Here is a 24517-nt window from a genome sequence, read left to right on the forward strand (position 1 = left end):
TTCACTCCTAACGCTTGTGGCCGGTGTCCAGCTTTCTCTCCAGACTCTGGGAATAGCGGGACATACCAAAACAGAAAATCCAGAAAATCAGCGCGGCGAACACATAGCCTTCAGTGGCCATGCCCAACCAGGCCGGATCGGTGGTGGCTTGCTTGATGCTGTTGAGCAGGTCGAACAGGCCGATGATGATCACCAGGCTGGTGTCCTTGAACAGCGCAATAAAGGTGTTGACGATGCCGGGGATAACCAGCTTCAGGGCTTGCGGCAGGATCACCAGGCCCATCATCCGCCAGTAACCCAGGCCCATGGCCGCTGCGGCTTCGTACTGGCCTTTGGGAATGGCTTGCAGACCACCGCGCACCACTTCAGCGATATACGCCGACTGGAACAGGATCACCCCGATCAGCGCGCGCATCAGTTTGTCGAAGCTCAGGCCTTCCGGCAGGAACAGCGGCAGCATCACCGAGGACATGAAAAGCACGGTAATCAACGGTACGCCACGCCAGAACTCGATGAAGGTCACGCAGATCACGCGGATCGCCGGCATGTCCGAGCGCCGTCCCAGCGCCAGCAGGATGCCTAGCGGCAATGCACCGGCGATGCCGACAGCAGCGATCACCAGAGTCAGCATCAGGCCGCCCCACTGGCTGGTAGGCACCGTCGACATGCCGAAGAAGCCACCGTGCAGCAGCCAGAAGGCCAGCACCGGGTACACCACCAGAAAGCAGAGGCCATACAGCGCCTTGCGCGGCATCAGCGAGACGAACAGCGGTGCAGCACCGATGATCGCCAACCACAGCGTGGTATCCACCCGCCAGCGCAGCTCAGTTGGGTAGAAGCCGTACATGAACTGGCCAAAACGTTGCTGCACAAACACCCAGCAGGCTCCGCCGCTGGTGCAGTCAGCACGGGTGGTGCCGGTCCAGTCGGCATTGATGAAAGCCCACTGAATCAGCGGTGGCAGCATCAGCCAAACCAGGTAGACGGCGAACAGTGTCAGCAGTGTGTTGAACCAGCTGGAGAACAGATTACTGCGCAGCCAGCCGACCACGCCGACGCTCATCGCCGGTGGTGGTAGATCAGGTTTGAATGTATGAGTTTGCATGGCTGCTCCTTACCGCTCGATCAGCGCAATGCGCTTGTTGTACCAGTTCATCAGCATGGAAATGCTGATGCTGATCGCCAGGTACACGCTCATGGTGATGGCAATCACCTCGATGGCCTGACCGGTCTGATTGAGCACCGTGCCAGCGAACAGCGAGACCATGTCCGGATAGCCGATACCGGCGGCCAGCGAGGAGTTTTTCGCCAGGTTCAGGTATTGGCTGGTCAACGGCGGAATGATCACCCGCAGCGCCTGCGGAATGATCACCAGACGCAGGGTCTTACCAGCGGGCAGGCCCAACGAGCGCGCCGCCTCGGTCTGCCCGTGACTGACGGCCATGATCCCGGAGCGCACGTTCTCGGCAATAAAGGCCGCGGTGTAGATGGTCAGCGCCAGGGTCAGCGCCATCAGCTCGGGAATCAGCACCCAGCCGCCACGGAAGTTGAAGCCGGTCAGCTCCGGCACGCTCCACTGCAACGGATTGCCGCCCAGCAGAATCGCCAGCCCTGGCAGGCCGATCAGCAGCGGAATAGCGCCCAGAGAAACCGGAAACAGCTGGCCGGTCGCCTCGAAACGCGCCTTCGACCAGCGCGAAAACAGCACCACCCCGATAATTGCCACAATCAGCGCACCGGCAAACAGCGCAAAGCTGTCAGTCGGGCTGGGGGCCGGCATATACAGGCCACGGCTGTTGAGGAAGAAAGTATCGCCAACGCCCAGGCTCTGCCGCGGTCCCGGCAGCGAGAGCATGACGGCGAAGTACCAGAAGAATATCTGCAACAGCGGTGGGATATTGCGGAAGGTTTCGATGTACACGGCGGCCAGCTTGCTGACCAGCCAGTTGGGCGACAAGCGTGCCACCCCAAGAACAAATCCCAGCAACGTGGCCAGGACGATACCAATCACCGACACCAGCAGGGTGTTGAGCAAACCCACCACGAAAACACGCCCATAGGAGTTGCTTTCGTTGTAGTCGATCAGGTGCTGGGCAATGCCGAAACCGGCACTGTTGTTAAGGAAGGAAAAGCCGGAGGTGATTCCGCGTTTTTCCAGGTTGGTCTGGGTGTTGTCAAACAGAAACCAGCCGAGCGCCACAACGGCGATAACGGCAAGAATTTGAAATAGCCAGGCACGCACCTTGGGGTCGGTCCAAACCGATCCACCCGGGCGCGGGACATTTGCAGTGGTTTGCATAAGAGCCCTCTTGGAACCCTCATGCCCGCAACAGCGGGCATGAGGTTCACATCAGTCAGAACAATGCCAGCCACTCAGGACGAGCGGCTGGCAGCGGACGGTCAGCGCACCGGCGGTGCGTACTGCAGACCACCTTTGTTCCACAGGGCGTTGAGGCCACGCTCGATCTTCAGCTCGCTGCCGGTACCGACGTTGCGCTCGAAGCTCTCACCGTAGTTGCCCACTTGCTTGACGATCTGTACCGCCCAGTCTTTCGGCAGTTTCAGGTCTTTGCCGAACTCACCTTCAGCGCCGAGCAGACGAGCCACGTCGGGGTTCTTGGTGGATTTGGCTTGCTCTTCAACGTTAGCCGAAGTCACGCCCAGCTCTTCAGCGTTGACCATCGCGTAGAGCGACCAGCGCACGATGTCGAACCACTCCTCGTCACCCTGGCGTACGACCGGGCCCAGTGGCTCTTTCGAGATCACTTCCGGCAGTACCACGTAGGAGTCCGGGTCGGCCAGTTTGATGCGCTGTGCGTACAGCTGCGACTGGTCAGAAGTCAGCACGTCACAACGGCCAGCTTCAACCGATTTGGCGCTCTCGTCGGAGGTATCGTAGGTAATCGGGGTGTACTTCAGGCCATTGGCGCGGAAGTAGTCGGAGAGGTTCAGCTCGGTGGTGGTACCCGCCTGGATGCACACGGTGGCGCCATCGAGTTCCTTGGCGCTGGAAACGCCAAGCTTCTTGTTCACCAGGAAGCCTTGACCGTCGTAATAGTTGACGCCGGCAAAGTTCAGACCCAAGCCTGAATCACGGGAGCTGGTCCAGGTGGTGTTACGCGAGAGAATGTCGACTTCGCCGGATTGCAGCGCAGTGAAGCGCTCCTTGGCGGTCAGCGGGCTGTACTTGACCTTGGTCGCGTCACCGAATACGGCAGCAGCCACTGCGCGGCATACGTCAACGTCGAGACCCAGGTAGTTACCCTTCTCATCGGCGTAGGAGAAGCCAGGCAGACCATCGCTGATACCGCACTGTACAAAACCTTTCTTCTGGATCGCGTCCAGCGTAGCGCCTGCTTGAGCAAAACTGCTGACACCGAGAACAGCGGCGGTGGTCAGTACTGCCAATGTGGATTTCACCATCTTCATTAAAACCTCCAGTTGCTTTTGTTGTGTTTGGAGTCTCGGCCCTACCACCGTACCCTTATGGGGCTCGTTGACTGTGTCGGCAGCAACACACTCAGCCGGGGATCAGGCCTTAGTTCGAGTCTAGTTGCCGATTGCTCCAGCGGCCATAGACTCTCACCCGCCCATTATTTGAATGGGCTAGAGACAGATAGCAAGTGACTTGTCGCACAGCATGCAGCGCCTGGCGAACTGGTTGAAAAGCCTGTTACAAGGCATTTCAGTCTGCTCCGTGCCCGCTTGGGTGGCAGTGTTACCACCGGCGAACAACGTCATCAGTCCCTAGGGTGTATAGCAAGGCCCGTACCAGCACCGCGCTTTGAGCACCATACGGAGAGGTCAAGAGCAAAACTTGCACCCTGGCGACAACTTCTTTCTAGAATCGCCACCCTCTAATTTTTCCTGCGCACTAAATCAGCGCGTGCGCACCACAGCGGAGCCTCAGATGAGCGAACCCTTGATTCTTCAGCCCACACTTGCCGCCGATTCGTGCGTCATTTGGTTGCACGGCCTGGGGGCCGACCGTTACGACTTTATGCCGGTAGCCGAAATGCTGCAGAAACGCCTGACCAGCACCCGCTTCGTCCTGCCACAAGCGCCGACCCAGGCAGTGACCATCAACGGCGGCTACGCCATGCCCAGCTGGTACGACATCCTGGCCATGAGTCCGGCTCGCGCGATCAACCGCGAGCAGCTGGAAGCCTCGGCGCAACAGGTGATCGCCCTGATCGAAGCGCAGCGTGACAGCGGCATTGATCCAGCCCGTATCGTTCTGGCCGGTTTCTCCCAAGGCGGTGCGGTGGTGCTGCATACGGCGTTCCTGCGCTGGCAGTTTGCCCTGGGCGGGGTCATGGCCCTGTCAACTTATGCACCGACTTTCAGCGACGAAATCACCCTGGCAGATACAAAAAAACAACTGCCGGTGCTGTGTTTGCATGGCACATTCGACGACATCGTTCTGCCGGCCATGGGCCGCGCAGCCCATGACTACCTGGAGGCCTCTGGCGTCAGCGTGCAATGGCGCGATTACCCGATGGGCCACGAAGTGGTAAACGAGGAAATCCGCGACATCGCCGACTGGCTGGAGCGACGGTTCAACAGTTGACTGCTTGCGAGTGAAACCACTTATGCCTGCTATTCCTGCGATCAAGACCCTGCGCGACATTCAGCAAATAGAGCAAACCCCGCTCACCGAGCGCAACCTGCCGACCAGCACCTATGAGCTGATCCGCCGCAGTGCCGCGTTGCAGGGTGACGCGCCAGCGCTGTCCTTCATCCTGCAGGGCAATGTGGACGAGCCGGTCTACCGCCTGAGCTACCGGCAACTGCTGGGCAAGATCACCCAGACCGCCAACGCCTTCCACCGCCTGGGCCTGCGTCCAGGCAAGGCGGTGTCGTTTCTGCTGCCCAACCTGCCGCACACCCACTTCACCATCTGGGGTGGCGAAGCCGCCGGGATCGTCAACGCAATCAACCCGCTGCTCGACCCGGAACATATCGCCGAGCTGATCCAGGCTTCGGACTCGGAGCTGCTGGTCACCCTCGCCCCCTTCCCCGGCACTGACTTGTGGGCCAAGGTCGAAGGCCTGCGCGATCAGTTGCCGAACCTCAAGGCGATTATCTGCGTCGACATGGCCAATCTGCTGCCAGAGCCGCAGCGCAGTGGCCTCAAAGCCCAGCGCGGGGCATTGCCGGAGGGCGTGCTGGACTTTGACGAGCTGATCGCAGGGTGCCCGGACGATCACCTGGAAAGCGGCCGGGTGATATCGTCCGATGAGATCGCCAGCTACTTCCACACCGGCGGCACCACTGGCACGCCGAAACTGGCGCCGCACAGCCACGCTAATGAAGTGACGATGGCCTACAGCATGAACCTGGTCACTCGCTTCGAGCCGGGTGATGTCACCCTCTGCGGCCTGCCGCTGTTCCACGTCAACGGTGTGATCGTCACCGGCCTGACCGCCTTTATCGGCGGCGCCGAAGTGCTGCTGGCTACCCCGCAGGGTTATCGCAACACTGCGCTGATCGGTAATTTCTGGAAGATTATCGAGCGCTACAAGGTCAGCTTCTTCAGCGGCGTACCGACCATCTACGCCGGCCTGCTGCAGGTGCCGAGCGAAGGCCATGACCTCAGCTCGTTGAAGTACGCCCTGTGTGGCGCGGCGCCGATGCCGGTGGAGCTGATCCGCCAGTTCGAAAGCAAAACCGGGCTGACCCTGATCGAAGGCTACGGCCTCACGGAAGGCACCTGCGGCAGCTGCGCCAACCCGCCAGCCGGCGAACGTCGCCCGGGCTCCATTGGCCTGCCGATGCCCTACTGCGAGGTGGCGATCAAGGTGCTCGATGAACAGGGCAACTATTTAAGGAATGCGGCCAACAATGAAATCGGCAACCTGTGCATCCGCGGTGTCACGGTATTCAAGGGCTACCTGCAGAGCAGCAAGAATGCCGGCATCTGGGTCGATGGCGACTGGTTCAACACTGGCGACCTGGGTCGTGTGGATGCAGACGGCTATATCTGGCTGACCGGCCGCAGCAAGGACCTGATCATCCGTGGCGGCCACAACATCGACCCGCAAATGATCGAAGAAGCCCTGCACAAACACCCCGCAGTGGCCATGGCCGCCGCAGTCGGCAAGCCAGACGAAAAAGCCGGTGAATTGCCGGTGGTCTACGTGCAGCTCAAACCCGGTGCACAGGTCAGTGAAGCCGAGCTGTTGGCCCATGCTGCCGAGCATATCCCCGAGCGTGCGGCGATTCCCAAGGACGCCTGGATCATCGACGCCATTCCGCTGACCGCCGTGGGCAAGACCTTCAAGCCAGCCCTGCGTTTCGACGCAATCGCTCGGGTCTACCAGGCCGCGCTGACGGAACTGGACGAACAGCTGCGCGTGGAAGTGCTCAGCGATGACCAGCGCGGCCAGGTGGCGCACATTCACCTGCCGGCCGGGAAAGCCGCGCTGGCCGATGCCGTGGCCAAGCGCCTGAGTGGCTTTGCCGTTGGCATACAACTGCACCACGACGCCTGACAGCAGGCTGGCGCAAGGATCGCGCCAGACTTGTGACCAACCATTCAACTTTAAGACCACTGGTCGCCCAAAACCCACACAAGGATTGTCAGCCCACAGACAGCGGCATATGTTCAGCCATGGTGTTCGCCCTTAATGCAGGGAGCGTTAGCGATGCACACTCGGCACAAGACCAGACCCTACTTGCCACTGCGATGAAAAACGCCAAGTGGCAGGCTGACCTGCACCAACTCCGCCACCTGCGACTGTTCAATAATGTCGCCGCCAGCAGCATCAGCCAGCTGCTCAAGGAATTTCGCGCTTGCGATCTGGACGCCGGCGAAGTGCTACTTTCGCCCTTCAACCGCAATCAGTACCTCTACTTGCTGCTTAAAGGCCAACTCAAGGTCTACCTCGGCTCGCTCGACAGCCAGCCAGTGAGCACCCTGAAAGTCGGCGACTGCGCCGGCGAAATCAGCTTTATCGACAATGAACACCCATCGGCTTACGTGGTGGCCACCGAGCCTTGCTGCGTGCTGCGGCTACACCGCGAATCGCTGTTCAACCTGTTCCGGCAATCACCCGAACTGATGCAAAACCTGCTGGAACTGCTGTGCGATCGAGTACGCAAAGGCAATCGGATCATTCTCGACAGCGAACAGACCGCCAACATCGACGCCCTGACTGGGGCCTACAACCGCCGCTGGCTGGAGCATATCTTCGAACGTGAAAGCACCCGCAGCGCCTTCAACGAAAAACCGCTGTGCATGCTGATGCTCGATGTCGATCACTTCAAAGCCTACAACGATCAGCACGGCCACCTCGCCGGCGACTACGCGCTTTGCCTGGTCGCCCACACCCTGCGCAACCAGCTGCGCCTCAAAGACAGCCTGACGCGCTACGGCGGTGAAGAGTTCGTCATCCTGCTGCCGGAAATCGGCACTGATGAAGCACGCAGTATCGGCGAGCGCCTGCGCGAGGCACTGCATCACGTCAGCTCGTTCCACTCACCGATTGGCGTGCTACCGGGCGTAACCGTTTCCATTGGCCTGGCGCAGATGCAGCCCAAGGACAGCCTGCAGGGCCTGATCGCCCGCGCCGACAGCGCGCTGTATCGGGCCAAGCAGAAAGGCCGCGACTGCCTCTGCGGCTGACCTCTACGATCTGCTGCGCATCGGCCCTGCTGCGTTAATAACAAGCCCGGCCTGCTCATGTACAAAAGTACACTCCGAACCCTTGCTTGTTCTTGCCTTGCATGGCTCTAGCTCGCGAGATCGTAAACTGGCTGCAAAAGCGCACGCGTACGAAGCCCACTCACTCGCTAGCAATCACTTTTTTACCCACTCTTGTTAGAGTGCTGCGCATAACAACAACGCCCGGATGGCACCCACTATGCGCAAAGTTCTGCTGACCCTCCTGATTGTGCTGCTGATTGCTGCTGGCAGCGTGTTCGCCTTGCCCGCCCTGCTTGACCGCAAGATGAACAGTGTTGAATCCCCTGCACCCTACCCTGCCAGCGAGCCGGCCAAACAGCTGCATCAACAGCTGTTTATCGCCGATCTACACGATGACGTGCTGCTGTGGGAGCGCGACCTGCTCAAGCGCTACGACTTCGGCCACTCCGATCTGCCACGCATGCTCGAAGGCCATGTGGGGCTACAGGTGTTCTCCACCGTGACCAAGACGCCGCGCGGCATCAACTATGAGCGCAACAGCGGTGAGACCGACAACATCACCCTACTGGCTATGGCCCAACGCTGGCCCAAAGAAACCTGGGCCAGCCTGCTGCAACGCGCACTGTACCAGGCACAGAAGCTTAATGAGGCCAGCGCCAACAGCGACGGCCGCCTGGTGCTGATCAAAACCCGTAACGACCTCGCCAATTTTGTTAGCGCCTGGCAGAAAGACCCACAGCGTGTAGCGGCAATTCTCGCCACCGAAGGCCTGCAGCCGATCGAAGGCAAACTGGAGAACGTCGACGCACTCTATGACGCAGGCTTTCGCATCACCGGCCTGACCCACTTCTTCGATAACGAAATCGGCGGCTCGGCCCACGGCCTGGAAAAAGGCGGCCTGACCCCGCTGGGTAAGCAAGTGATCAAGCGCCTGGAAGAAAAAGCCATGCTGATTGACCTGGCCCACGCCTCCCGCCCGCTGATCGATGACGTGCTGGCCATCAGCACGCGCCCGGTTCTGGTTTCCCACACAGGCGTGGAAGGCACCTGCAAAGGCCCGCGCAATCTGAGCGACAAACACCTGAAAGCCATTGCCGCTACTGGCGGAGTGATCGGTATCGGTTACTGGGATGCCGCCGTCTGCGCCACCTCGGTCGAGGCCATCGTCCAGGCCATCCGCTATACCGCTGACTTGATCGGCGTACAGCATGTGGCCCTCGGCTCGGATTTCAACGGCACCATTCACGCCCCGTTTGATGTAACCGGCTTGCCACAGCTCACCGAAGGCCTGCTCAAGGCTGGCTTCAACCGTGATGAAATTGCCGCCATCATGGGCGGCAACGTGCAGCGCCTGCTGCTTGCCAGCCTCCCTGCAGATTGAGTAAAAACCAGTCAAACGCTGCCATCCGGCGTGGCACTTCGCCGCGCCGGCTTCTTGCTTTACACTGGCGACCGTTCACTCCTTAACCAATTGATGAGATGACCGTGCTCAAAGCACTCAAGAAAATATTCGGCAAAGCCGAGGGCGAGCAGCCCAGCCCAGCAAGCCCGCCCGTAACGCCCAGCACACCGCGCGCCAAGCAGGATGCCCACGCGGATAACGACAGCCGCAACAGCAAACCGCGCGCCGCAGAAACCGCTGAAAAACCGTCACAGCGCCAGGAAAAGCCGGCCAAGCCGCGTCGCGAGCGCCCGGCCAAGCCTGTCGATACCTGGAAACTGGAAGACTTCGCCGTCGAACCGGCCGAAGGCAAGACCCGTTTCCACGACTTCAAGCTCTCTCCCGAGTTGATGCACGCCATCCATGACCTCGGTTTCCCCTACTGCACGCCGATTCAGGCGCAGGTGCTGGGCTTCACCCTCAGTGGCCGCGATGCGATTGGCCGTGCCCAGACCGGCACCGGCAAAACCGCAGCCTTCCTGATCTCGATCATCACCCAGCTGCAACAGACCCCGGCACCGAAAGAGCGCTACATGGGCGAGCCGCGCGCGCTGATCATTGCGCCAACCCGCGAACTGGTGGTACAGATCGCCAAGGATGCCGCCGAACTGACCAAGTACACCGGCCTCAACGTCATGCAGTTTGTTGGCGGTATGGATTTCGACAAACAGCTCAAGCAGCTCGAATCACGCTTCTGCGACATTCTGGTGGCAACCCCGGGGCGCCTGCTCGATTTCAATCAGCGTGGCGAAGTGCACCTGGATATGGTCGAGGTGATGGTGCTCGACGAAGCCGACCGCATGCTCGACATGGGCTTTATCCCGCAGGTACGGCAGATCATTCGCCAGACCCCAATGAAGGGCGAGCGCCAGACCCTGCTGTTCTCCGCCACCTTCACCGACGATGTGATGAATCTGGCCAAGCAGTGGACCACCGACCCGGCCATCGTCGAGATCGAACCGGAAAACGTCGCCAGCGACACCGTCGAGCAGCACGTTTATGCCGTTGCCGGCAGCGACAAATACAAGCTGCTGTACAACCTGATCAGCCAGAACGACTGGAGTCGGGTAATGGTCTTCGCCAACCGCAAGGATGAAGTGCGCCGTATCGAGGAACGCCTGACCCGCGACGGCATCAGTGCCGTGCAAATGTCCGGTGATGTCCCGCAGCACAAACGCATCCGCGCCCTGGAAGGCTTCCGCGAAGGCAAGATCCGCGTGATGGTCGCCACCGATGTGGCCGGCCGTGGGATTCATGTCGATGGCATAAGTCACGTAATCAACTTCACCCTGCCGGAAACCCCGGACGACTATGTGCACCGCATCGGGCGCACCGGCCGCGCCGGCACCAGTGGCACCTCGATCAGCTTTGCCGGCGAAGACGATGCCTACGCCCTGCCCGCCATCGAAGCTTTGTTGGGCCGCAAGATTGCCTGCGAAATGCCACCGGACGAGCTGCTCAAGCCGGTACCGCGCAAGCACTGATCTAGGCGCGACTAAAAAGGCGAAGCCCCCAAGGGCTTCGCCTTTTTTATAGGCTGCCGGCCACAACCTGTCAGGGGGCAAACAGCTCCAGCTGCTCGTGCTGGCCACGTACATCATGCAAGCGCACACCAACACCCAGCAGACGCACCGCCTTGTTGCCTCGGGCGTAGGCGGCACTCAGCAGCCGCCCGTAACTGTCCAGATCTTGCCGTGCTCCGGCCTGCTCCAGGGTGGTCTGGCTGAAATCGTGAAACTTGATTTTGACAAAGGGTTTGTCTGGCCGATAACTCGCATCCAGCCGCGCCATACGGGTTGCCAGTTGTTCCAGCAGCGCAGGTAACTGCTCCAGGCAGGCGGCCAGGTCAGGCAGATCCTTGTCGAAGGTATTTTCCACGCTGACGGACTGCCGCCGACTGTCGTTATGCACCGCACGCTCATCAATGCCACGCGCTAATCCCCAGAGGCGTTCGCCGAAACTGCCAAATTCCTTGACCAGTGCCAGCTTGTTCCACTCGCGCAGGTCACCACAGGTGCGAATCCCCAGGCGACCGAGCTTGTCAGCCGTAACCTTGCCCACACCATGCAGCTTGCTCACCGGCAAGGCCGCGACGAAATCCTCGACCTGATCGGGAGTGATGACAAACAGGCCGTTGGGTTTTTTCCAGTCGCTGGCAATCTTGGCCAGGAACTTGTTCGGCGCCACCCCCGCAGAAACGGTGATATGCAGCTCCTGCGAGACTCGCCGGCGAATATCCTGGGCGATACGGGTGGCACTGCCGGTAAAGTGCGGGCTGTCGGTGACGTCCAGATAGGCCTCATCCAACGACAGCGGCTCGATCAGCTCGGTGTAATCGCGAAAGATCGCCTGAATCTCACGCGACACCGCCTTGTAGACGTCCATCCGCGGCTTGACGATCAACAGCTCCGGACACAGCTTCAGCGCCTGCCCCGAAGCCATCGCCGAGCGTACACCATAACTGCGCGCCTCATAGTTACAGGTGGCGATCACCCCTCGCCGATCCGCCGATCCACCCACTGCCAGGGGTTTACTGGCCAGGCTCGGGTCATCACGCATCTCGATTGCCGCGTAAAAGCAGTCGCAATCGACGTGGATGATTTTGCGACTGTTCATCGTCACATCAGCAAACCCGCTGACCGCTACTGCTCGGCCGCGCTGACGGGCGCCGTGGGTTGGGCCTGCGTCTCGCTCTCGTCAGATTTGCTGATATAGGACTGGATGATCAGAATGACGATCAACATAAAAGCCGCCAGCGGCAACAACTTGGGTTTACTCACCATCGCGGCGCCACAGCTGGGGCACGCCTTGGCATCTGCAGGCACTTGGGCACCACAGGCTTTACATTCAGTACTCATGGCGTCGCTCCTCTTCAATGGCCACGGACTCTAGCCCAACAGCCGGGTTACGGGCTACGGTGAAACGTTTACGAACAATCAGATCAGCTCTAACTCAGGGCCCAGCAAAAGGCCAAACGGCTAAGCAACTGAATAAAAACAACTTCCGCCGATCTTTAGGTTGACACGTAGGTTTTTGCCGCTATAATGGCCGCCGCGGGATGGAGCAGTCTGGTAGCTCGTCGGGCTCATAACCCGAAGGTCGTTGGTTCAAATCCAGCTCCCGCAACCAGATACTCAAAAAAGGCCACTCAAACGAGTGGCCTTTTTTGTTTCTCCACCGCAATTATTTAAGTTATTGATTAAAAACCACTAATCAATTGACAAAAGACCATTGGTGTATAGAATGGCTGGCGCGGGATGGAGCAGCCTGGTAGCTCGTCGGGCTCATAACCCGAAGGTCGTCGGTTCAAATCCGGCTCCCGCAACCAGATACTGAGAAAAGGCCACTCAAACGAGTGGCCTTTTCTGTTTCTGCCTCGCAAAAAATCTAAGCATTTGATTAAAAACACTATTTTATTGACAGATCACAATTTCTATATAGAATGGCCGGCGCGGGATGGAGCAGTCTGGTAGCTCGTCGGGCTCATAACCCGAAGGTCGTTGGTTCAAATCCAGCTCCCGCAACCAGATACTCAAAAAGGCCACTCAAACGAGTGGCCTTTTTTTTTGGCTGGTTTATCGCCCCAAAGCCAGTTCCCCAGCCTTCATGACAAACATTGTTTCCTGCACGGCCGGAATTTAGTCGCACGCGGCCTGCGCATAAACGGCCCGCCACTGCTGATCAGCCTGCCTGATCGGAGTACTGCAATCAGCGTCTCTTACCTGCTAGGGCCACATGCATCAGCGCTGGCAACCTTTCTACTCGTCTATCTAGCGGCGCAGGCAGGCAAACACCGACAGACAACCCGCCAATACGAGCACAATGATTGACCTGTCTTCATGCTCCGTTAAGGTTTATTGGCTACCCTACGCCGCGCCGCAGTACCCACAACGAGAAACCGCAAGGAACCGTGATGAACCAGCCCTCACTCCCCACGCGCTATGGAAAACTCTCCATCGCCCTGCACTGGCTGATGCTGATATTGATCGCTGCCGTGTACGCCTGCATCGAACTCAAAGGCAACTTCCCTAAAGGCAGTGACACCCGCGAGTTACTCAAGCAATGGCACTTCATGCTCGGCCTGGCAGTATTCGCCCTGGTCTGGCTGCGCTTGCTGGCCCGCAGCCTCAGCCCGACGCCCGCCATCGTACCGGCCCTGCCCGCCTGGCAAGCCGTCCCGGCAAAACTGATGCACCTGGCACTTTATGTGCTGATGATCGGTGCACCACTGGCGGGCTGGTTAATCCTCAGCGCAGCAGGCAAGCCAATCCCGTTCTTCGGCCTGGAGTTACCCGCTCTGGTGAACAAAGACCCTGATCTGGCGGGCACTATCAAGGAATGGCATGAGCTGGCAGGCAGCGCTGGCTATTGGCTGATTGGCCTGCATGCTGCTGCAGGCCTTCTGCATCACTTTGTCGTGCGCGACAACACCCTGACCCGCATTCTGCCTGGACGCAACTAAAGCCCTTGCTCCCACCCACGCGCCACAAAGGCGTGTGAGTGGGGGGGCAGACACGCCAACCTGTCCAGAGCCATCAGCCAGACACTTCACCGCCCTCAGATACCGACCTCAGTCTCTAGCTCCATCATGCATCTGCGTACACGCTCGTTAATTCCGATACGCCATAACATGATAATGCTGCGCTTCAGGGCTACCCCAGCAGCGATACCTAGCAACAACCACCCAGCCGCACTGCTTTCCCACGCGCTCGGCTAAAAGACCACTTCGTAGTGGTGGCAATGGCGCAAGTCTGCCGCTAGAATTGCGCACTTTTTGATCAGAGGCGCAGCAAGCGCCCAGCATCCATCCGTACACGCCTGAGGTTAACGCCATGTCCACCCCCGCCACGCCGAAAGTCGGCTTTGTCTCACTCGGCTGCCCCAAGGCCCTGGTGGACTCCGAGCGCATCCTCACGCAGTTGCGCATGGAAGGCTATGAGGTCGTACCGACCTATCAGGATGCCGACGTTGTTGTGGTCAACACCTGTGGCTTTATCGACAGCGCCAAGGCCGAATCCCTGGAAGTGATCGGTGAAGCGATCAAGGAAAACGGCAAGGTGATCGTCACCGGCTGCATGGGCGTGGAAGAAGGCAGCATCCGTGACGTGCACCCCAGCGTGCTCTCGGTGACCGGCCCACAGCAGTACGAGCAAGTGGTCAACGCCGTGCATGAAGTCGTGCCGCCGCGCCAGGATCACAACCCGCTGATCGACCTGGTACCGCCACAGGGCATCAAACTCACCCCGCGCCACTATGCCTACCTGAAGATTTCCGAGGGCTGCAACCACAGCTGCAGCTTCTGCATCATCCCGTCGATGCGCGGCAAACTGGTGAGCCGCCCGGTCGGCGAAGTGCTCAGCGAAGCCGAGCGCCTGGTTAAAGCCGGCGTCAAAGAGCTGCTGGTGATCAGCCAGGACACCAGCGCCTATGGCGTGGACATGAAGTACAAGACCGACTTCTGGAACGGCCAGCCGGTGAAAACCCGCATGACCGAACTCTGCGAAGCGCTCTCCAGCATGGGCGTATGGGTGCGCCTGCACTACGTCTACCCCTACCCGCACGTTGACGAACTGATCCCGCTGATGGCGGCAGGCAAGCTCTTGCCGTACCTGGATATTCCCTTCCAGCACGCCAGCCCGCGCGTACTCAAACTGATGAAGCGCCCGGCCTTCGAAGACAAGACCCTGGCGCGGATCAAAGCCTGGCGCGAGATCTGCCCGGAACTGACCATCCGCTCGACCTTTATCGTCGGTTTCCCCGGCGAAACCGAAGAAGACTTCCAGTACCTGCTCGACTGGCTGACCGAAGCGCAACTCGACCGCGTGGGCTGCTTCCAGTACTCGCCAGTAGAAGGCGCGCCCGCCAACCTGCTCGACAACCCGGTACCGGATGACGTCAAGCAGGATCGCTGGCACCGCTTCATGGCCCACCAGCAAGCCATCAGCACCGCACGCCTGCAACTCAAGGTCGGTAAAGAAATGGACGTGCTGATCGATGAAGTCGACGACCAGGGCGCCGTCGCCCGCTGCTACGCCGATGCACCAGAGATCGACGGCAGCGTGTTTATCGCCAGCACAGAAGTCAATCCAGGCGACAAAGTCCGCGTACGTATCATCGACGCCGACGAATACGACATGTGGGCTGAGCTGATTTAAACGTCACGCAGCTGCACGTAAACCCCAAAAGCCCCTCTTCGTGCGGGGCTTTTGCTATCTGCTCAACACGCATTAACAGAGCGACTTTCCCGACCTAAACACGATCAAGCGGGCTAAGCACACCCAACGCGCCGCGATTGAGCACATGGGTATAAATTTGAGTCGTCTTTACATCCGCGTGGCCGAGCAACTCCTGCACGGTACGAATGTCCTGGCCAGCCTCGAGCAGATGAGTTGCAAACGAATGGCGAAAGGTGTGAGGCGTAGCAGGTTTAATCAAACCTGCGCGCCTTACCGCCTCGCGTACCGCGCGCTGGATGGTTTTCTCATGCACATGATGGCGAAAGATGCCTTGGGAACGCGGATCCTGCGAACGGTTACCTGACGGAAAGACAAACTGCCAGCCCCACTCCGCCGCCGCATTCGGGTACTTACGCGCCAACGCAAATGGCAGGTTGGCGCGACCAAAACCCTCCGCCAGATCCGTGCGATGCAACACAGCGACTTTCTGAAGATGCTCCTGCAAGGGCAAGATCAAACGCTGCGGTAACATGGTCACCCGGTCCTTCTGTCCCTTGCCATCACGCACCAGCAATTCACCCCGGGCAAAATCGATATCCTTGACCCGCAAGCGCAAAGCCTCCAGCAAGCGCAGCCCGGCACCATAAAGCAGAGTGGCCACCAGCCACTGCACACCCGACAACTCATCCAACACCCGCGCCACCTCATCACGGGTCAGCACAACGGGTAGATGCTTGGGCTTCTTGGCGCGAACAATGTCATCCAGCCAAGGCAAGTTAACACCCAAAACCTGCTTATAAAGAAACAACAGCGCCGCCAACGCCTGATTCTGCGTGGAGCCTGATACATTCCGGCCGACAGCCAAATGACTCAAAAACGCCTCAATCTCCGCAGCCCCCATTTCAGCGGGATGCCGATAACGATGAAAGCGTATATAACGCTTCACCCACTCGGCATAGACAGCCTCGGTACGAATCGAATAGTTTCTCAAACGAATCTGCTGGCGCACCTGCGCCAGCAATTTTGGCTTGCCGTCATCCATGTCGTGTTGCTCCCTGAGTAATGTCGCGTTTGCCGCGACCTACTCCAAGCTAGACAAAGACTTGAAAAACGACAAGGAACGTTATCCGACATTTACTCGAATGTTATGCGACAGCGATGTCGTCTAATTATAGTTAGGTTCACATCATGAATTGGGTTGTTTTCATACTCGTATCCATATTCACAGCCTTCGTGAACCTTGCATTACTGAGTGACAATACCGAAGCAAGTCAAAAGCCATTAATAATGTTCAACTGCATAATGCTCGCAGGCTATGTACTCATGTACATTTTTTACGGAAGCAAACGCCAAAATACACTAAAAATCTGGCTTCCTATAAAGTCAAAAATTAAAGCAATTCTTTTACGCATACTTGTAATTGGGCTTTGCTTGGCAGCTCTACCAGTAGCATATAAATTATGGCAAGCATCTGAATGCTCGGATTTTTTAGTGCATAGTAAAGGGGCAACCCTAAGCTGGGCGCTGTCCTTAATGTGCAAGCTTACAGGACCCGTAATCCCTGCGATTATTGTTCTGCTTCTAATGGCTTGGGCGCTTCCTAGCCTAATAAAAATTGTCTGGCAAAGAACCTAACAAATGGTTCAAGTCGTTCGCTGCGCTCACTCGGGACCGGCTAAAGCCGGCCCCTTAACCAAACGTTATGCGTAAACAAGGAAGGAGTCAGCATGGCAAATAGTTGGAATATTCCAAGCTGGCTTGAAAAAGAAGTCCGCGCACGGGACAAGAATTGCGTTTATTGCGGCACTGCTTTTACAACCGCTAAGATTTCGAAGAAAACTTGCGCTAGCTGGGAGCACATCATAAATGACGCGAAGATCATAACCAGAGAAAACATTGCTCTATGCTTCTGTTCATGCAACGCAAGCAAAGGGCAGAAACAGCTATCCGAATGGCTTCTTTCAAAATACTGTGTTGATCGTCAAATTACGCGTGAATCAGTAGCACCAATAATCCAGCAGGCATTAGCCAACGGTCTTTAACAACCGCATAACAATAGGTTCAAACCGTTCGCTTCGCTCACTGGGACGGGCTAAAGCCCGCCCCTTAACCAAACGTTAGGTTCTACAGCATGGAAGCACCACCAACTTCATCTCCTCGCCAAAAAATGAGCTTCATCGGAGGGAGCCAACCGCTATGGAAGGCATTCTGGGTTTTGTATGTTCTAGGTAGCCTTTCTTTCACGGCCATTTCCGTAGTAATAATAAAACTTCTCTCAGCAAGCCATGCACTATTACAAGCAAGTCATATTTTAAATCTACGAACAGAGACAACTTTAGTACTGGCCGTAACTACAATTGTAGTGGTCTATATTATGTATTTCTTGTTTTGTTCAATTTCTATCTGGCGCTGTTCCATAAACACCATGAAAAAATATTGGGCGCTTCTCGCAAAATTCATAATTTCAATAAATTTTGCTTGGATTTCTTGGAAAGCATTTTTCGCCTTCGGCTCTTTAGTAATGTACTTTTCCAATCAGTAATTTCGCAGCACATAGAGCTGCGTAAAAACCTAACAAGTGGTTCAAACCGTTCGCTACGCTCTCTGGGACGGGCTAAAGCCCGCCCCTTAACCAAACGTTAGGCATATAGAGCCCAAAGCCGTGCACACAGCGGAAATTGCAGAATGAATAATCCAGCACCGTGCACAGTCCGAGAAAAGAATTCGGCGTACTTGAAACCGCTGACGGGACCGAAATCCGGTGGAAGCAATATCATCACGCGGGCCATAAAGTCGTCGGCGGCCTGGGCGTCCGCTGAGAGCAATGTCATCACACTGGCTTCAACATCATGCCAGCGCTGAGGCGCTCAAAATCCCAGAGGAAAAGGCGAAGGAACGCATGAAGGCACATCAAAAATCAAAGGCAGGTAAAGCGTCGCATCAGCGCCCTTTTTCCGTCCTTCGAACCGCTTGCCTAACAAGCGGTTCAAATCGCTCGCTCCGCTCGCTGGGACGGGCTAAAGCCCGCCCCTTAACCAAACGTTAGCAACCATGCCTATAAAAATCAGCAGCCCTACAAATATCCTAGTTTTATTCACGCTCGCACTGGCAGCATTAGGCGGTATTTTCTTCGGCCTATATTCATGCGGCGGTTACTACTGGCACATCCAAGCTTACTGGATTTCTGCGTTGCTATTTGTTGTTGGCTCCGTCACGATCAAGAACCAAGTGCTAAACACTTTAATCTCCAAGCTTCTATTTCCAATAATTTACTTGGTCCTCTTCTTGGCTTCACAGTCAGTCGCTGCTACGTTCTATCCATCAACCCCTGAAAGCTTCTCAGAGTTCATGCGCAACTTTCTTATAACTGTTGAGTACGGCCCATGCGCTTAGCAATCGCGCTCGCATCGCTGCTAACAATGCGCTCAAATCGCTCACTTCGTTCGCTGGGACGGGCTAAAGCCCGCCCCTTAGCTTAATCGTTAGGCACCTCCGGTACTTTTTGTTTTGGGGTAAAGCTTCAACCGCAACACCACGTCGCGCTAAAAACTCATAGTCCGCTGTAAACACATGGAAGTACGATGGCAGGCCTTAAAACATTAAATTTATCGCGCAAGAACTTGAGTCCGGCGGTGTCGGCCTTTCCGCTTTGTGTTGCCCGCAGTATCGCGCATTGCAGGCCAGGCCTAACAAGTGGCTCAAATCGTTCGCTGCGCTCACTGGGACTGGCTAAAGCCAGCCCCTTAGCCAATCGTTAGGGAAAAACATGAGCATATTTCAAGACATCAGAGAGATTAAAGCAGAGCAATTTGCAGCTTATGTAATTATATTCTTAGCAGTAATAGCGCCAGGGCTTCTTATAATATATCTATTTGAAATAGAATTATTTAAATCCCTAGAAACTCTAAAATTGATTATATTCGCCATGGCTATCTCCTTACCCCTCCCAGCAATCAATACTATGCTGTCTGGAAACATTGACAGGGAGGAAGACCCAGAAATTCACGATCATCTTTTCTTAAATACATTCATAAGCTTCGCAGGCATCTACCTAGCAATCTTTTCAGCATATGTATTTGCATTAACATTTAAACAATTCTTGTTGATCATTGCCGCTTTAGAAATTATTTATATTATCAGTTTATTTTGCGAAAGATGGTTCGGCCGCCCTAACAGCCCAAGTAAAGGAGCGCAGTAAATTGCGCCCCATTCCTTAATGCTTTAGGTATAAATGCAAAGGCAGTGCTGCTGTGTCGCATTAACTTACACTGCCCGACTTAAGTCCGCGCCCTAACATGCGGTTCAAGTCGTTCGCTTCGCTCACTCAGGACGGGCTAAAGCCCGCCCCTTAACCTATCGTTAGGGTACTCAAATGGCTGCCTACTTCGTACACAATGGCTTCTGTGGCTGGTCGTATGGAACACCCAGTGATCCGCAGCTTATAAGCTTCGAAGACGCAGCAAAGATCATGCAGCAAGCAAAGCTCAGCTCCGAGCAGGTAAAACAAACAATCCCACCTGCTCAATACGCGACAGAAGCTGATGATCTTTATTATTTAACCGGAAAAAAAGATTCTTATGCTTTGGCAACATTCACGAATGTGCAGACATCAACATTACGAAAGTCAATTCAGCACTACATGTTGAGTGGGGAGTTCCCTAACAACTGGTTCAAATCGCTCGCTTCGCTCACTGGGACCGGCTAAAGCCGGCCCCTTAACCAAACGTTAGGTAACTCGCACAGCCTTAATCTTAGCTAATACAATCCATGGAAAGTAACGTGTACGATAATTTTCTGAGCAACTTTAAGTCCGATAAATACTCAACGCCTACTGTTATCAATGTTATTGCTCCCGCTGATCTGCTCAGCATCACCCATAGGTGCAATCACCAGAATTAACATACAGGAACAGGGCTTCTTTACGCGGGCGGTGCTTATTTCCGCACGTCAGCAGCATGACTTTTTCTTTTACGGCCCCTGCACTGCGCGCGGCACATTGCACACCCGCTACGGCCAATCGCACTTGGTTATCCGCAATTTGGGTACCGCTACGTTGACTGCAAGCAATGGCGGCACATTCCTCTTGGGCGATCCAGGCCAGGAGTCGGATCTGTCCGGCGATTAACTCAGAGCAAGCAACCCATTCAAGCTCTGCCTAAGCAGCTCCCTGCAGAACACCGTTACACAGCCTTGCTATGCTTTTGTCCGTCGATCACGCACCTGTGGTTACGTTGATCGCTGTTCTACCCCTTCCCTTTATTTGATGGAGGCCGCCATGGCTGGTTGGTATGAACTTTCGAAGAACGATAAAGGCCAGTTCTTTTTCGTACTGAAGGCAGGCAATGCCGAGGTAATTTTGCGCAGTGAACAATACGAAACTCGCGCGGCTGCCGAAGGCGGCATTGCTTCGGTGCAAAAGAACTCTCCCTCCGATGAGCGTTACGAGCGCAAGGATGCCAGTGATGGACGCTTCTACTTCAACCTCAAGGCAGCCAATCATCAAGTGATCGGTACCAGCCAGATGTACAAGGCGGCTGCCAGCCGTGATGGCGGTATTGAGTCGGTCAAGACCAATGGCCCTACGACCACCATCAAAACTGACTAACACTCAGGGCGCGTCAGTCAGCAGGTTCTACCGCTCTGATTGCTACTGAAAATGCCGTCGCCAGCGGCGGCATGCCCTTGTGATCGACCAGGGCCCTAGGTAACGTGAGCGCACTTTTCAGGAGTGCCATGATGCGTTTCAGCCGTCCTTTTTGCGTTGCCTTGCTGCCACTGCTCGCCAGCTGCCAGGTGTTTACCGACAAACCCACTGAAACCGCGCCCACACAAAGTCGCCTGCAAGGTGAACTCAGCCTGAACGCTGGACAGTTGCGCTTTCGCCCTTGCCAGGAGCAGCGCCAATTTGTGGTTGAGGATGCCGGCGCAAATGGACTGAGCCGTGATGTTGCCGGCCTTCTGGCTGATAGCTCTGGCAGCCTGTATGTCGATATGCGTGGGCAGTTGCAAGCCAGCCCCCAGAAGAATGTCGATGGCAAATTTATCCCCAGCCAGGTGTATCGCCTACAAGCCGAAGGGCCTGGCTGTGGCGACATCAACTTCGCCCGCACGCTGCTGCGTGCCAGCGGCCATGAACCGGACTGGAACATTGCTGTAAGCAACCAGGGGCTGGTCCTGCATCGTCCGGGGCAGGAGCCACAGGCACTGCCCTATCTGGAAGAACAATTGCCCGAAGGCCGTCTCAACTTGAGCAGCGAGGCCAATGGCCAACGGCTTGAGCTCTGGGTGGCCAAGCAACGCTGTGTCGACAGCATGAGTGGTGCCGTCCAGCACCTGAGTGCCGAGCTGCGTCTTAACGATCAGGTCCTGCGCGGCTGCGGTTACCTCGGCGGCGCGCGCAACGACTAACTGAGTCGCAGCAATGCGCAGTGAACTGAGATAGATCAGCGACCTGCCTGGTGATTGACCTAAACTGACAACGAAGTCAGCCAAAGGAAGATCACTATGCTGCGCATTGCCATCAATGGATATGGACGTATCGGTCGCTGCCTGGTGCGCGCGTTGTTCGAGCGCAAACTGGAGCAACAGATCCACCTCACCGCGATCAACGACCTGGGTGAGCAAAGCACCCTCGCCCACCTCACCCGCTTCGACTCCACCTTCGGCCGCTTTCCCGGGGAGATCAGCCTGGACGGCGATACCTTGCAGGTAAACGGCCACCCGATCCAACTGCTGCGTGAGCGCGAAGTGAGCAACTTGCCTTGGCGTGAGCATGCGGTGGATCTGGTGCTCGAATGCACCGGCAAGCTGAAGAAACGCGATCAAGTCGAACAGCACATCAGCGCCGGTAGCCCGCGCGTGCTGCTCTCGCACCCGCTGGACAGCGCCGACCTGACCGTGGTCTATGGCGTCAATCATCAGCTGCTGGGCGATCAGCAGATCGTTTCCAATGCTTCCTGTACCACCAATTGCCTGGCGCCGCTGGCCAAGGTGCTGCATGAGGCCGTGGGCATCCGTCAGGGGCTGGTCAACACCATCCACTCCTACACCAATGACCAGAACCTGCTGGACAAGACCCACAGCGATCTTTACCGCGCCCGTGCCGCCGCCCTGTCGATGATTCCCACCAGCACCGGTGCAGCCAAGGCCATCGGTCTGGTCATGCCGGAGCTGGCTGGCCGCCTGGATGGCCTGTCGATCCGTGTACCGACGCCCAACGTCTCGCTAGTCGACCTGACCTTTACCTGCGAGCGCCCGACCAGCCGTGAACCGATCAACGCAGCGCTGCGGGAGGGCGCGCGGCAATTGCCGCCGGGCGTGATGGAGTGCAATGAGCTGCCGCTGGTCTCCAGCGACTTCAACGGGCATCCCGTGTCCTGCGTGGCAGACCTCAGCCACACCCGTGTGCAGGGCGATCTGGTCAAGGTCTTGGCCTGGTATGACAATGAGTGGGCCTTCGCCAACCGCATGCTCGATGTGATGCTCGCCTGGGTCAAACCTGAAACACGCTAACACTCAGCATGTCAGGCCGCTGCCCGTGATCGGCGGCGGCCTTTAGACGCCGATCAGGCGTATACTCGCCGCCTTTTAAAAGCTGCCGGGTTGCCTCCGGCCCTGAAAGTGGATCGTTCCTCATGCTTCGTATCACCGAACTCAAGCTGCCCCTCGACCATCCCGAAGAAGCCCTGCGCCCGGCCATCGTCCAGCGCCTGGACATCACCGACAGCGAGCTGCTCGATTTCACCCTGTTCAAGCGCAGCTACGATGCGCGCAAGAAATCCACCGAGCTGCACTTTATCTACACCATCGATTGCCAGGTCAGCGATGAAGCGGCGCTGCTGCGCAAGCTCGCCGATGACCGGCATATCAGCATCGCCCCCGACACGGCCTACAAACCGGTTGGCTACGCCCCGCACGACCTCACCGAACGCCCGCTGGTGGTCGGCTTTGGCCCCTGCGGGATTTTCGCCGCGCTGATTCTCGCCCAGGCGGGCCTGAAACCCATCGTGCTGGAGCGCGGCACCGAAGTGCGCCAGCGCACCAAGGACACCTGGGGCCTGTGGCGCAAGAAGGTGCTCAACCCCGAATCCAACGTGCAGTTTGGTGAAGGCGGTGCCGGCACTTTCTCCGACGGCAAGCTGTACAGCCAGATCAAGGATCCCAAGCATTACGGACGCAAGGTGCTGCATGAGTTCGTCAAAGCCGGCGCGCCGGACGAGATTCTCTATGTCAGCAAGCCGCATATCGGCACCTTCCGCCTCACCGGCGTGGTTGCCACGATGCGCGAGGAAATCAAGGCCCTGGGCGGCGAAGTGCGCTTCCAGCAGCGCGTCACTGATGTGCTGATCGAAGACGGCCAGCTCAAGGGCGTGGTACTCGACAGCGGCGAGCAGATTCTCAGCCGTCAGGTGATCCTGGCCCTGGGCCACAGCTCGCGTGACACCTTCCGCATGCTGCACAAGCGTGAAGTGTTTATGGAGGCCAAGCCGTTCTCGGTGGGCTTCCGTATCGAGCACCCACAAGGCCTGATCGACCGCGCGCGCCTGGGCAAGTATGCCGGCCACTCCAAGCTCGGTGCCGCGGATTACAAACTGGTGCACCACGCCAAGAACGGCCGCTCGGTCTACAGCTTCTGCATGTGCCCGGGCGGCACTGTGGTCGCGGCCACCTCGGAGCCGAATCGCGTGGTGACCAACGGCATGAGTCAGTATTCGCGCAACGAGCGTAACGCCAACTCGGGCATCGTCGTTGGCATCACTCCGGAGCAGGATTACCCCGGCGGCCCGCTGGCTGGTGTTGAACTGCAGGAACGTCTGGAGTCTCAGGCCTATCTGCTCGGCGGCAGCAGCTACGAAGCACCAGGGCAACTGGTTGGCGATTTTATCGCCGGCAAGCCGTCTACCGCGCTGGGTAGTGTCGAGCCGTCGTACAAACCGGGAATCAAACTGGGCGACCTGGCCCTGGCATTGCCGGACTTTGCAATTGAAGCCATCCGCGAAGCGCTGCCGGCCTTCGGCAAGCAAATCAAGGGCTTCGACCTGCATGACGCGGTGCTGACCGGCATCGAGACCCGCACCTCTTCGCCACTGCGCATCACCCGTGGTGCAGATATGCAGAGCCTCAACGTGCGCGGCCTGTACCCCGCCGGGGAAGGTGCTGGTTACGCCGGCGGCATTCTCTCCGCCGGGGTTGACGGCATTCGTGTGGCTGAAGCGCTGATTCGCGACATGCTGGGGATTGCCGAAGCCTGAT

21 protein-coding genes and 3 tRNA genes are annotated in these 24517 nt (G+C 57.3%); 18 read left to right on the forward strand and 6 right to left on the reverse strand.

The window, feature by feature from the left end:
* Window positions 1-7 precede the first annotated feature (7 nt).
* The 3 genes from ACOCLD_RS14890 to ACOCLD_RS14900 all read right to left on the reverse strand — a co-directional run bounded on the left by ACOCLD_RS14890 (window position 8) and on the right by ACOCLD_RS14900 (window position 3429).
* Entirely contained in the window at window positions 8-1105 is a 1098-nt protein-coding gene (locus ACOCLD_RS14890) for an amino acid ABC transporter permease (RefSeq protein ID WP_233684553.1), read from the reverse strand.
* A 9-nt stretch (window positions 1106-1114) separates the two neighbouring features.
* Window positions 1115-2299 (reverse strand): amino acid ABC transporter permease, encoded by a 1185-nt coding sequence (locus ACOCLD_RS14895; protein WP_422909723.1) that lies wholly within the window; start codon window positions 2297-2299, stop codon window positions 1115-1117.
* Window positions 2300-2400: 101 nt separating this feature from the next.
* A complete protein-coding gene (locus ACOCLD_RS14900; protein ID WP_090252487.1) occupies window positions 2401-3429 on the reverse strand; it encodes an amino acid ABC transporter substrate-binding protein in 1029 nt (342 codons plus the stop codon).
* A 481-nt stretch (window positions 3430-3910) separates the two neighbouring features.
* Here ACOCLD_RS14900 and ACOCLD_RS14905 point away from each other — a divergent pair, with 481 nt between their 5' ends.
* From ACOCLD_RS14905 to rhlB, 5 genes are all read left to right on the forward strand, one after another.
* Window positions 3911-4570, forward strand: coding sequence for an alpha/beta hydrolase (locus ACOCLD_RS14905; protein WP_422909724.1), 660 nt, complete (start codon window positions 3911-3913; stop codon window positions 4568-4570).
* A gap of 22 nt (window positions 4571-4592) precedes the next feature.
* Entirely contained in the window at window positions 4593-6494 is a 1902-nt protein-coding gene (locus ACOCLD_RS14910) for an acyl-CoA synthetase (RefSeq protein ID WP_422909725.1), read from the forward strand.
* A gap of 194 nt (window positions 6495-6688) precedes the next feature.
* The gene (locus ACOCLD_RS14915; RefSeq protein WP_422909726.1) at window positions 6689-7627 is read left to right on the forward strand and encodes a GGDEF domain-containing protein; all 939 of its coding nucleotides are present in this window, start codon (window positions 6689-6691) and stop codon (window positions 7625-7627) included.
* A 238-nt stretch (window positions 7628-7865) separates the two neighbouring features.
* Complete coding sequence (locus ACOCLD_RS14920) at window positions 7866-9029, forward strand: dipeptidase (RefSeq protein WP_422909727.1); 1164 nt, start codon at window positions 7866-7868, stop codon at window positions 9027-9029.
* A 104-nt stretch (window positions 9030-9133) separates the two neighbouring features.
* Window positions 9134-10573, forward strand: coding sequence for an ATP-dependent RNA helicase RhlB (rhlB, locus tag ACOCLD_RS14925; RefSeq protein ID WP_422909728.1), 1440 nt, complete (start codon window positions 9134-9136; stop codon window positions 10571-10573).
* Window positions 10574-10643: 70 nt separating this feature from the next.
* Here the strand turns inward: rhlB and dinB are convergent, their stop codons facing one another.
* Complete coding sequence (gene dinB, locus ACOCLD_RS14930; protein WP_422909729.1) at window positions 10644-11705, reverse strand: DNA polymerase IV; 1062 nt, start codon at window positions 11703-11705, stop codon at window positions 10644-10646.
* Window positions 11706-11731: 26 nt separating this feature from the next.
* The gene (locus ACOCLD_RS14935; RefSeq protein ID WP_422909730.1) at window positions 11732-11947 is read right to left on the reverse strand and encodes a zinc ribbon domain-containing protein; all 216 of its coding nucleotides are present in this window, start codon (window positions 11945-11947) and stop codon (window positions 11732-11734) included.
* A 194-nt stretch (window positions 11948-12141) separates the two neighbouring features.
* Here ACOCLD_RS14935 and ACOCLD_RS14940 point away from each other — a divergent pair.
* The 5 genes from ACOCLD_RS14940 to rimO all read left to right on the forward strand — a co-directional run bounded on the left by ACOCLD_RS14940 (window position 12142) and on the right by rimO (window position 15244).
* Window positions 12142-12218 (forward strand) — tRNA-Met (locus ACOCLD_RS14940).
* A gap of 122 nt (window positions 12219-12340) precedes the next feature.
* A tRNA-Met gene (locus tag ACOCLD_RS14945) sits at window positions 12341-12417 on the forward strand.
* A 122-nt stretch (window positions 12418-12539) separates the two neighbouring features.
* Window positions 12540-12616, forward strand: a tRNA-Met gene (locus ACOCLD_RS14950).
* Window positions 12617-13002: 386 nt separating this feature from the next.
* A complete protein-coding gene (locus ACOCLD_RS14955; RefSeq protein ID WP_422909731.1) occupies window positions 13003-13551 on the forward strand; it encodes a cytochrome b in 549 nt (182 codons plus the stop codon).
* A gap of 370 nt (window positions 13552-13921) precedes the next feature.
* Complete coding sequence (gene rimO, locus ACOCLD_RS14960; RefSeq protein ID WP_422909732.1) at window positions 13922-15244, forward strand: 30S ribosomal protein S12 methylthiotransferase RimO; 1323 nt, start codon at window positions 13922-13924, stop codon at window positions 15242-15244.
* A 94-nt stretch (window positions 15245-15338) separates the two neighbouring features.
* On the opposite strand, the gene ACOCLD_RS14965 is transcribed toward rimO, so the two are convergent.
* A complete protein-coding gene (locus tag ACOCLD_RS14965; RefSeq protein ID WP_422909733.1) occupies window positions 15339-16307 on the reverse strand; it encodes an integron integrase in 969 nt (322 codons plus the stop codon).
* Window positions 16308-16992: 685 nt separating this feature from the next.
* Here ACOCLD_RS14965 and ACOCLD_RS14970 point away from each other — a divergent pair.
* The 8 genes from ACOCLD_RS14970 to ACOCLD_RS15005 all read left to right on the forward strand — a co-directional run bounded on the left by ACOCLD_RS14970 (window position 16993) and on the right by ACOCLD_RS15005 (window position 24516).
* The gene (locus tag ACOCLD_RS14970) at window positions 16993-17307 is read left to right on the forward strand and encodes a hypothetical protein (RefSeq protein ID WP_422909734.1); all 315 of its coding nucleotides are present in this window, start codon (window positions 16993-16995) and stop codon (window positions 17305-17307) included.
* A gap of 89 nt (window positions 17308-17396) precedes the next feature.
* Entirely contained in the window at window positions 17397-17807 is a 411-nt protein-coding gene (locus ACOCLD_RS14975; protein ID WP_422909735.1) for a hypothetical protein, read from the forward strand.
* A 1224-nt stretch (window positions 17808-19031) separates the two neighbouring features.
* Window positions 19032-19463, forward strand: coding sequence for a hypothetical protein (locus ACOCLD_RS14980; protein ID WP_422909736.1), 432 nt, complete (start codon window positions 19032-19034; stop codon window positions 19461-19463).
* A 174-nt stretch (window positions 19464-19637) separates the two neighbouring features.
* The gene (locus tag ACOCLD_RS14985) at window positions 19638-19970 is read left to right on the forward strand and encodes a hypothetical protein (RefSeq protein ID WP_422909737.1); all 333 of its coding nucleotides are present in this window, start codon (window positions 19638-19640) and stop codon (window positions 19968-19970) included.
* Window positions 19971-20540: 570 nt separating this feature from the next.
* Complete coding sequence (locus ACOCLD_RS14990) at window positions 20541-20870, forward strand: YegP family protein (RefSeq protein ID WP_422909738.1); 330 nt, start codon at window positions 20541-20543, stop codon at window positions 20868-20870.
* A 131-nt stretch (window positions 20871-21001) separates the two neighbouring features.
* On the forward strand, window positions 21002-21673 hold the full coding sequence (locus tag ACOCLD_RS14995) for a COG3650 family protein (RefSeq protein ID WP_422911820.1): 672 nt from the start codon (window positions 21002-21004) through the stop codon (window positions 21671-21673).
* A gap of 96 nt (window positions 21674-21769) precedes the next feature.
* Window positions 21770-22777, forward strand: coding sequence for a type I glyceraldehyde-3-phosphate dehydrogenase (gene gap / locus ACOCLD_RS15000; protein ID WP_422909739.1), 1008 nt, complete (start codon window positions 21770-21772; stop codon window positions 22775-22777).
* A gap of 122 nt (window positions 22778-22899) precedes the next feature.
* Window positions 22900-24516: an NAD(P)/FAD-dependent oxidoreductase gene (locus ACOCLD_RS15005; protein ID WP_422909740.1), complete on the forward strand. Its 1617-nt coding sequence runs from the start codon at window positions 22900-22902 to the stop codon at window positions 24514-24516.
* Window position 24517 lies beyond the last annotated feature (1 nt).

Origin of the sequence: Pseudomonas cimarronensis (assembly GCF_049331905.1) — a bacterium.
Classification (GTDB): Bacteria; Pseudomonadota; Gammaproteobacteria; order Pseudomonadales; family Pseudomonadaceae; genus Aquipseudomonas.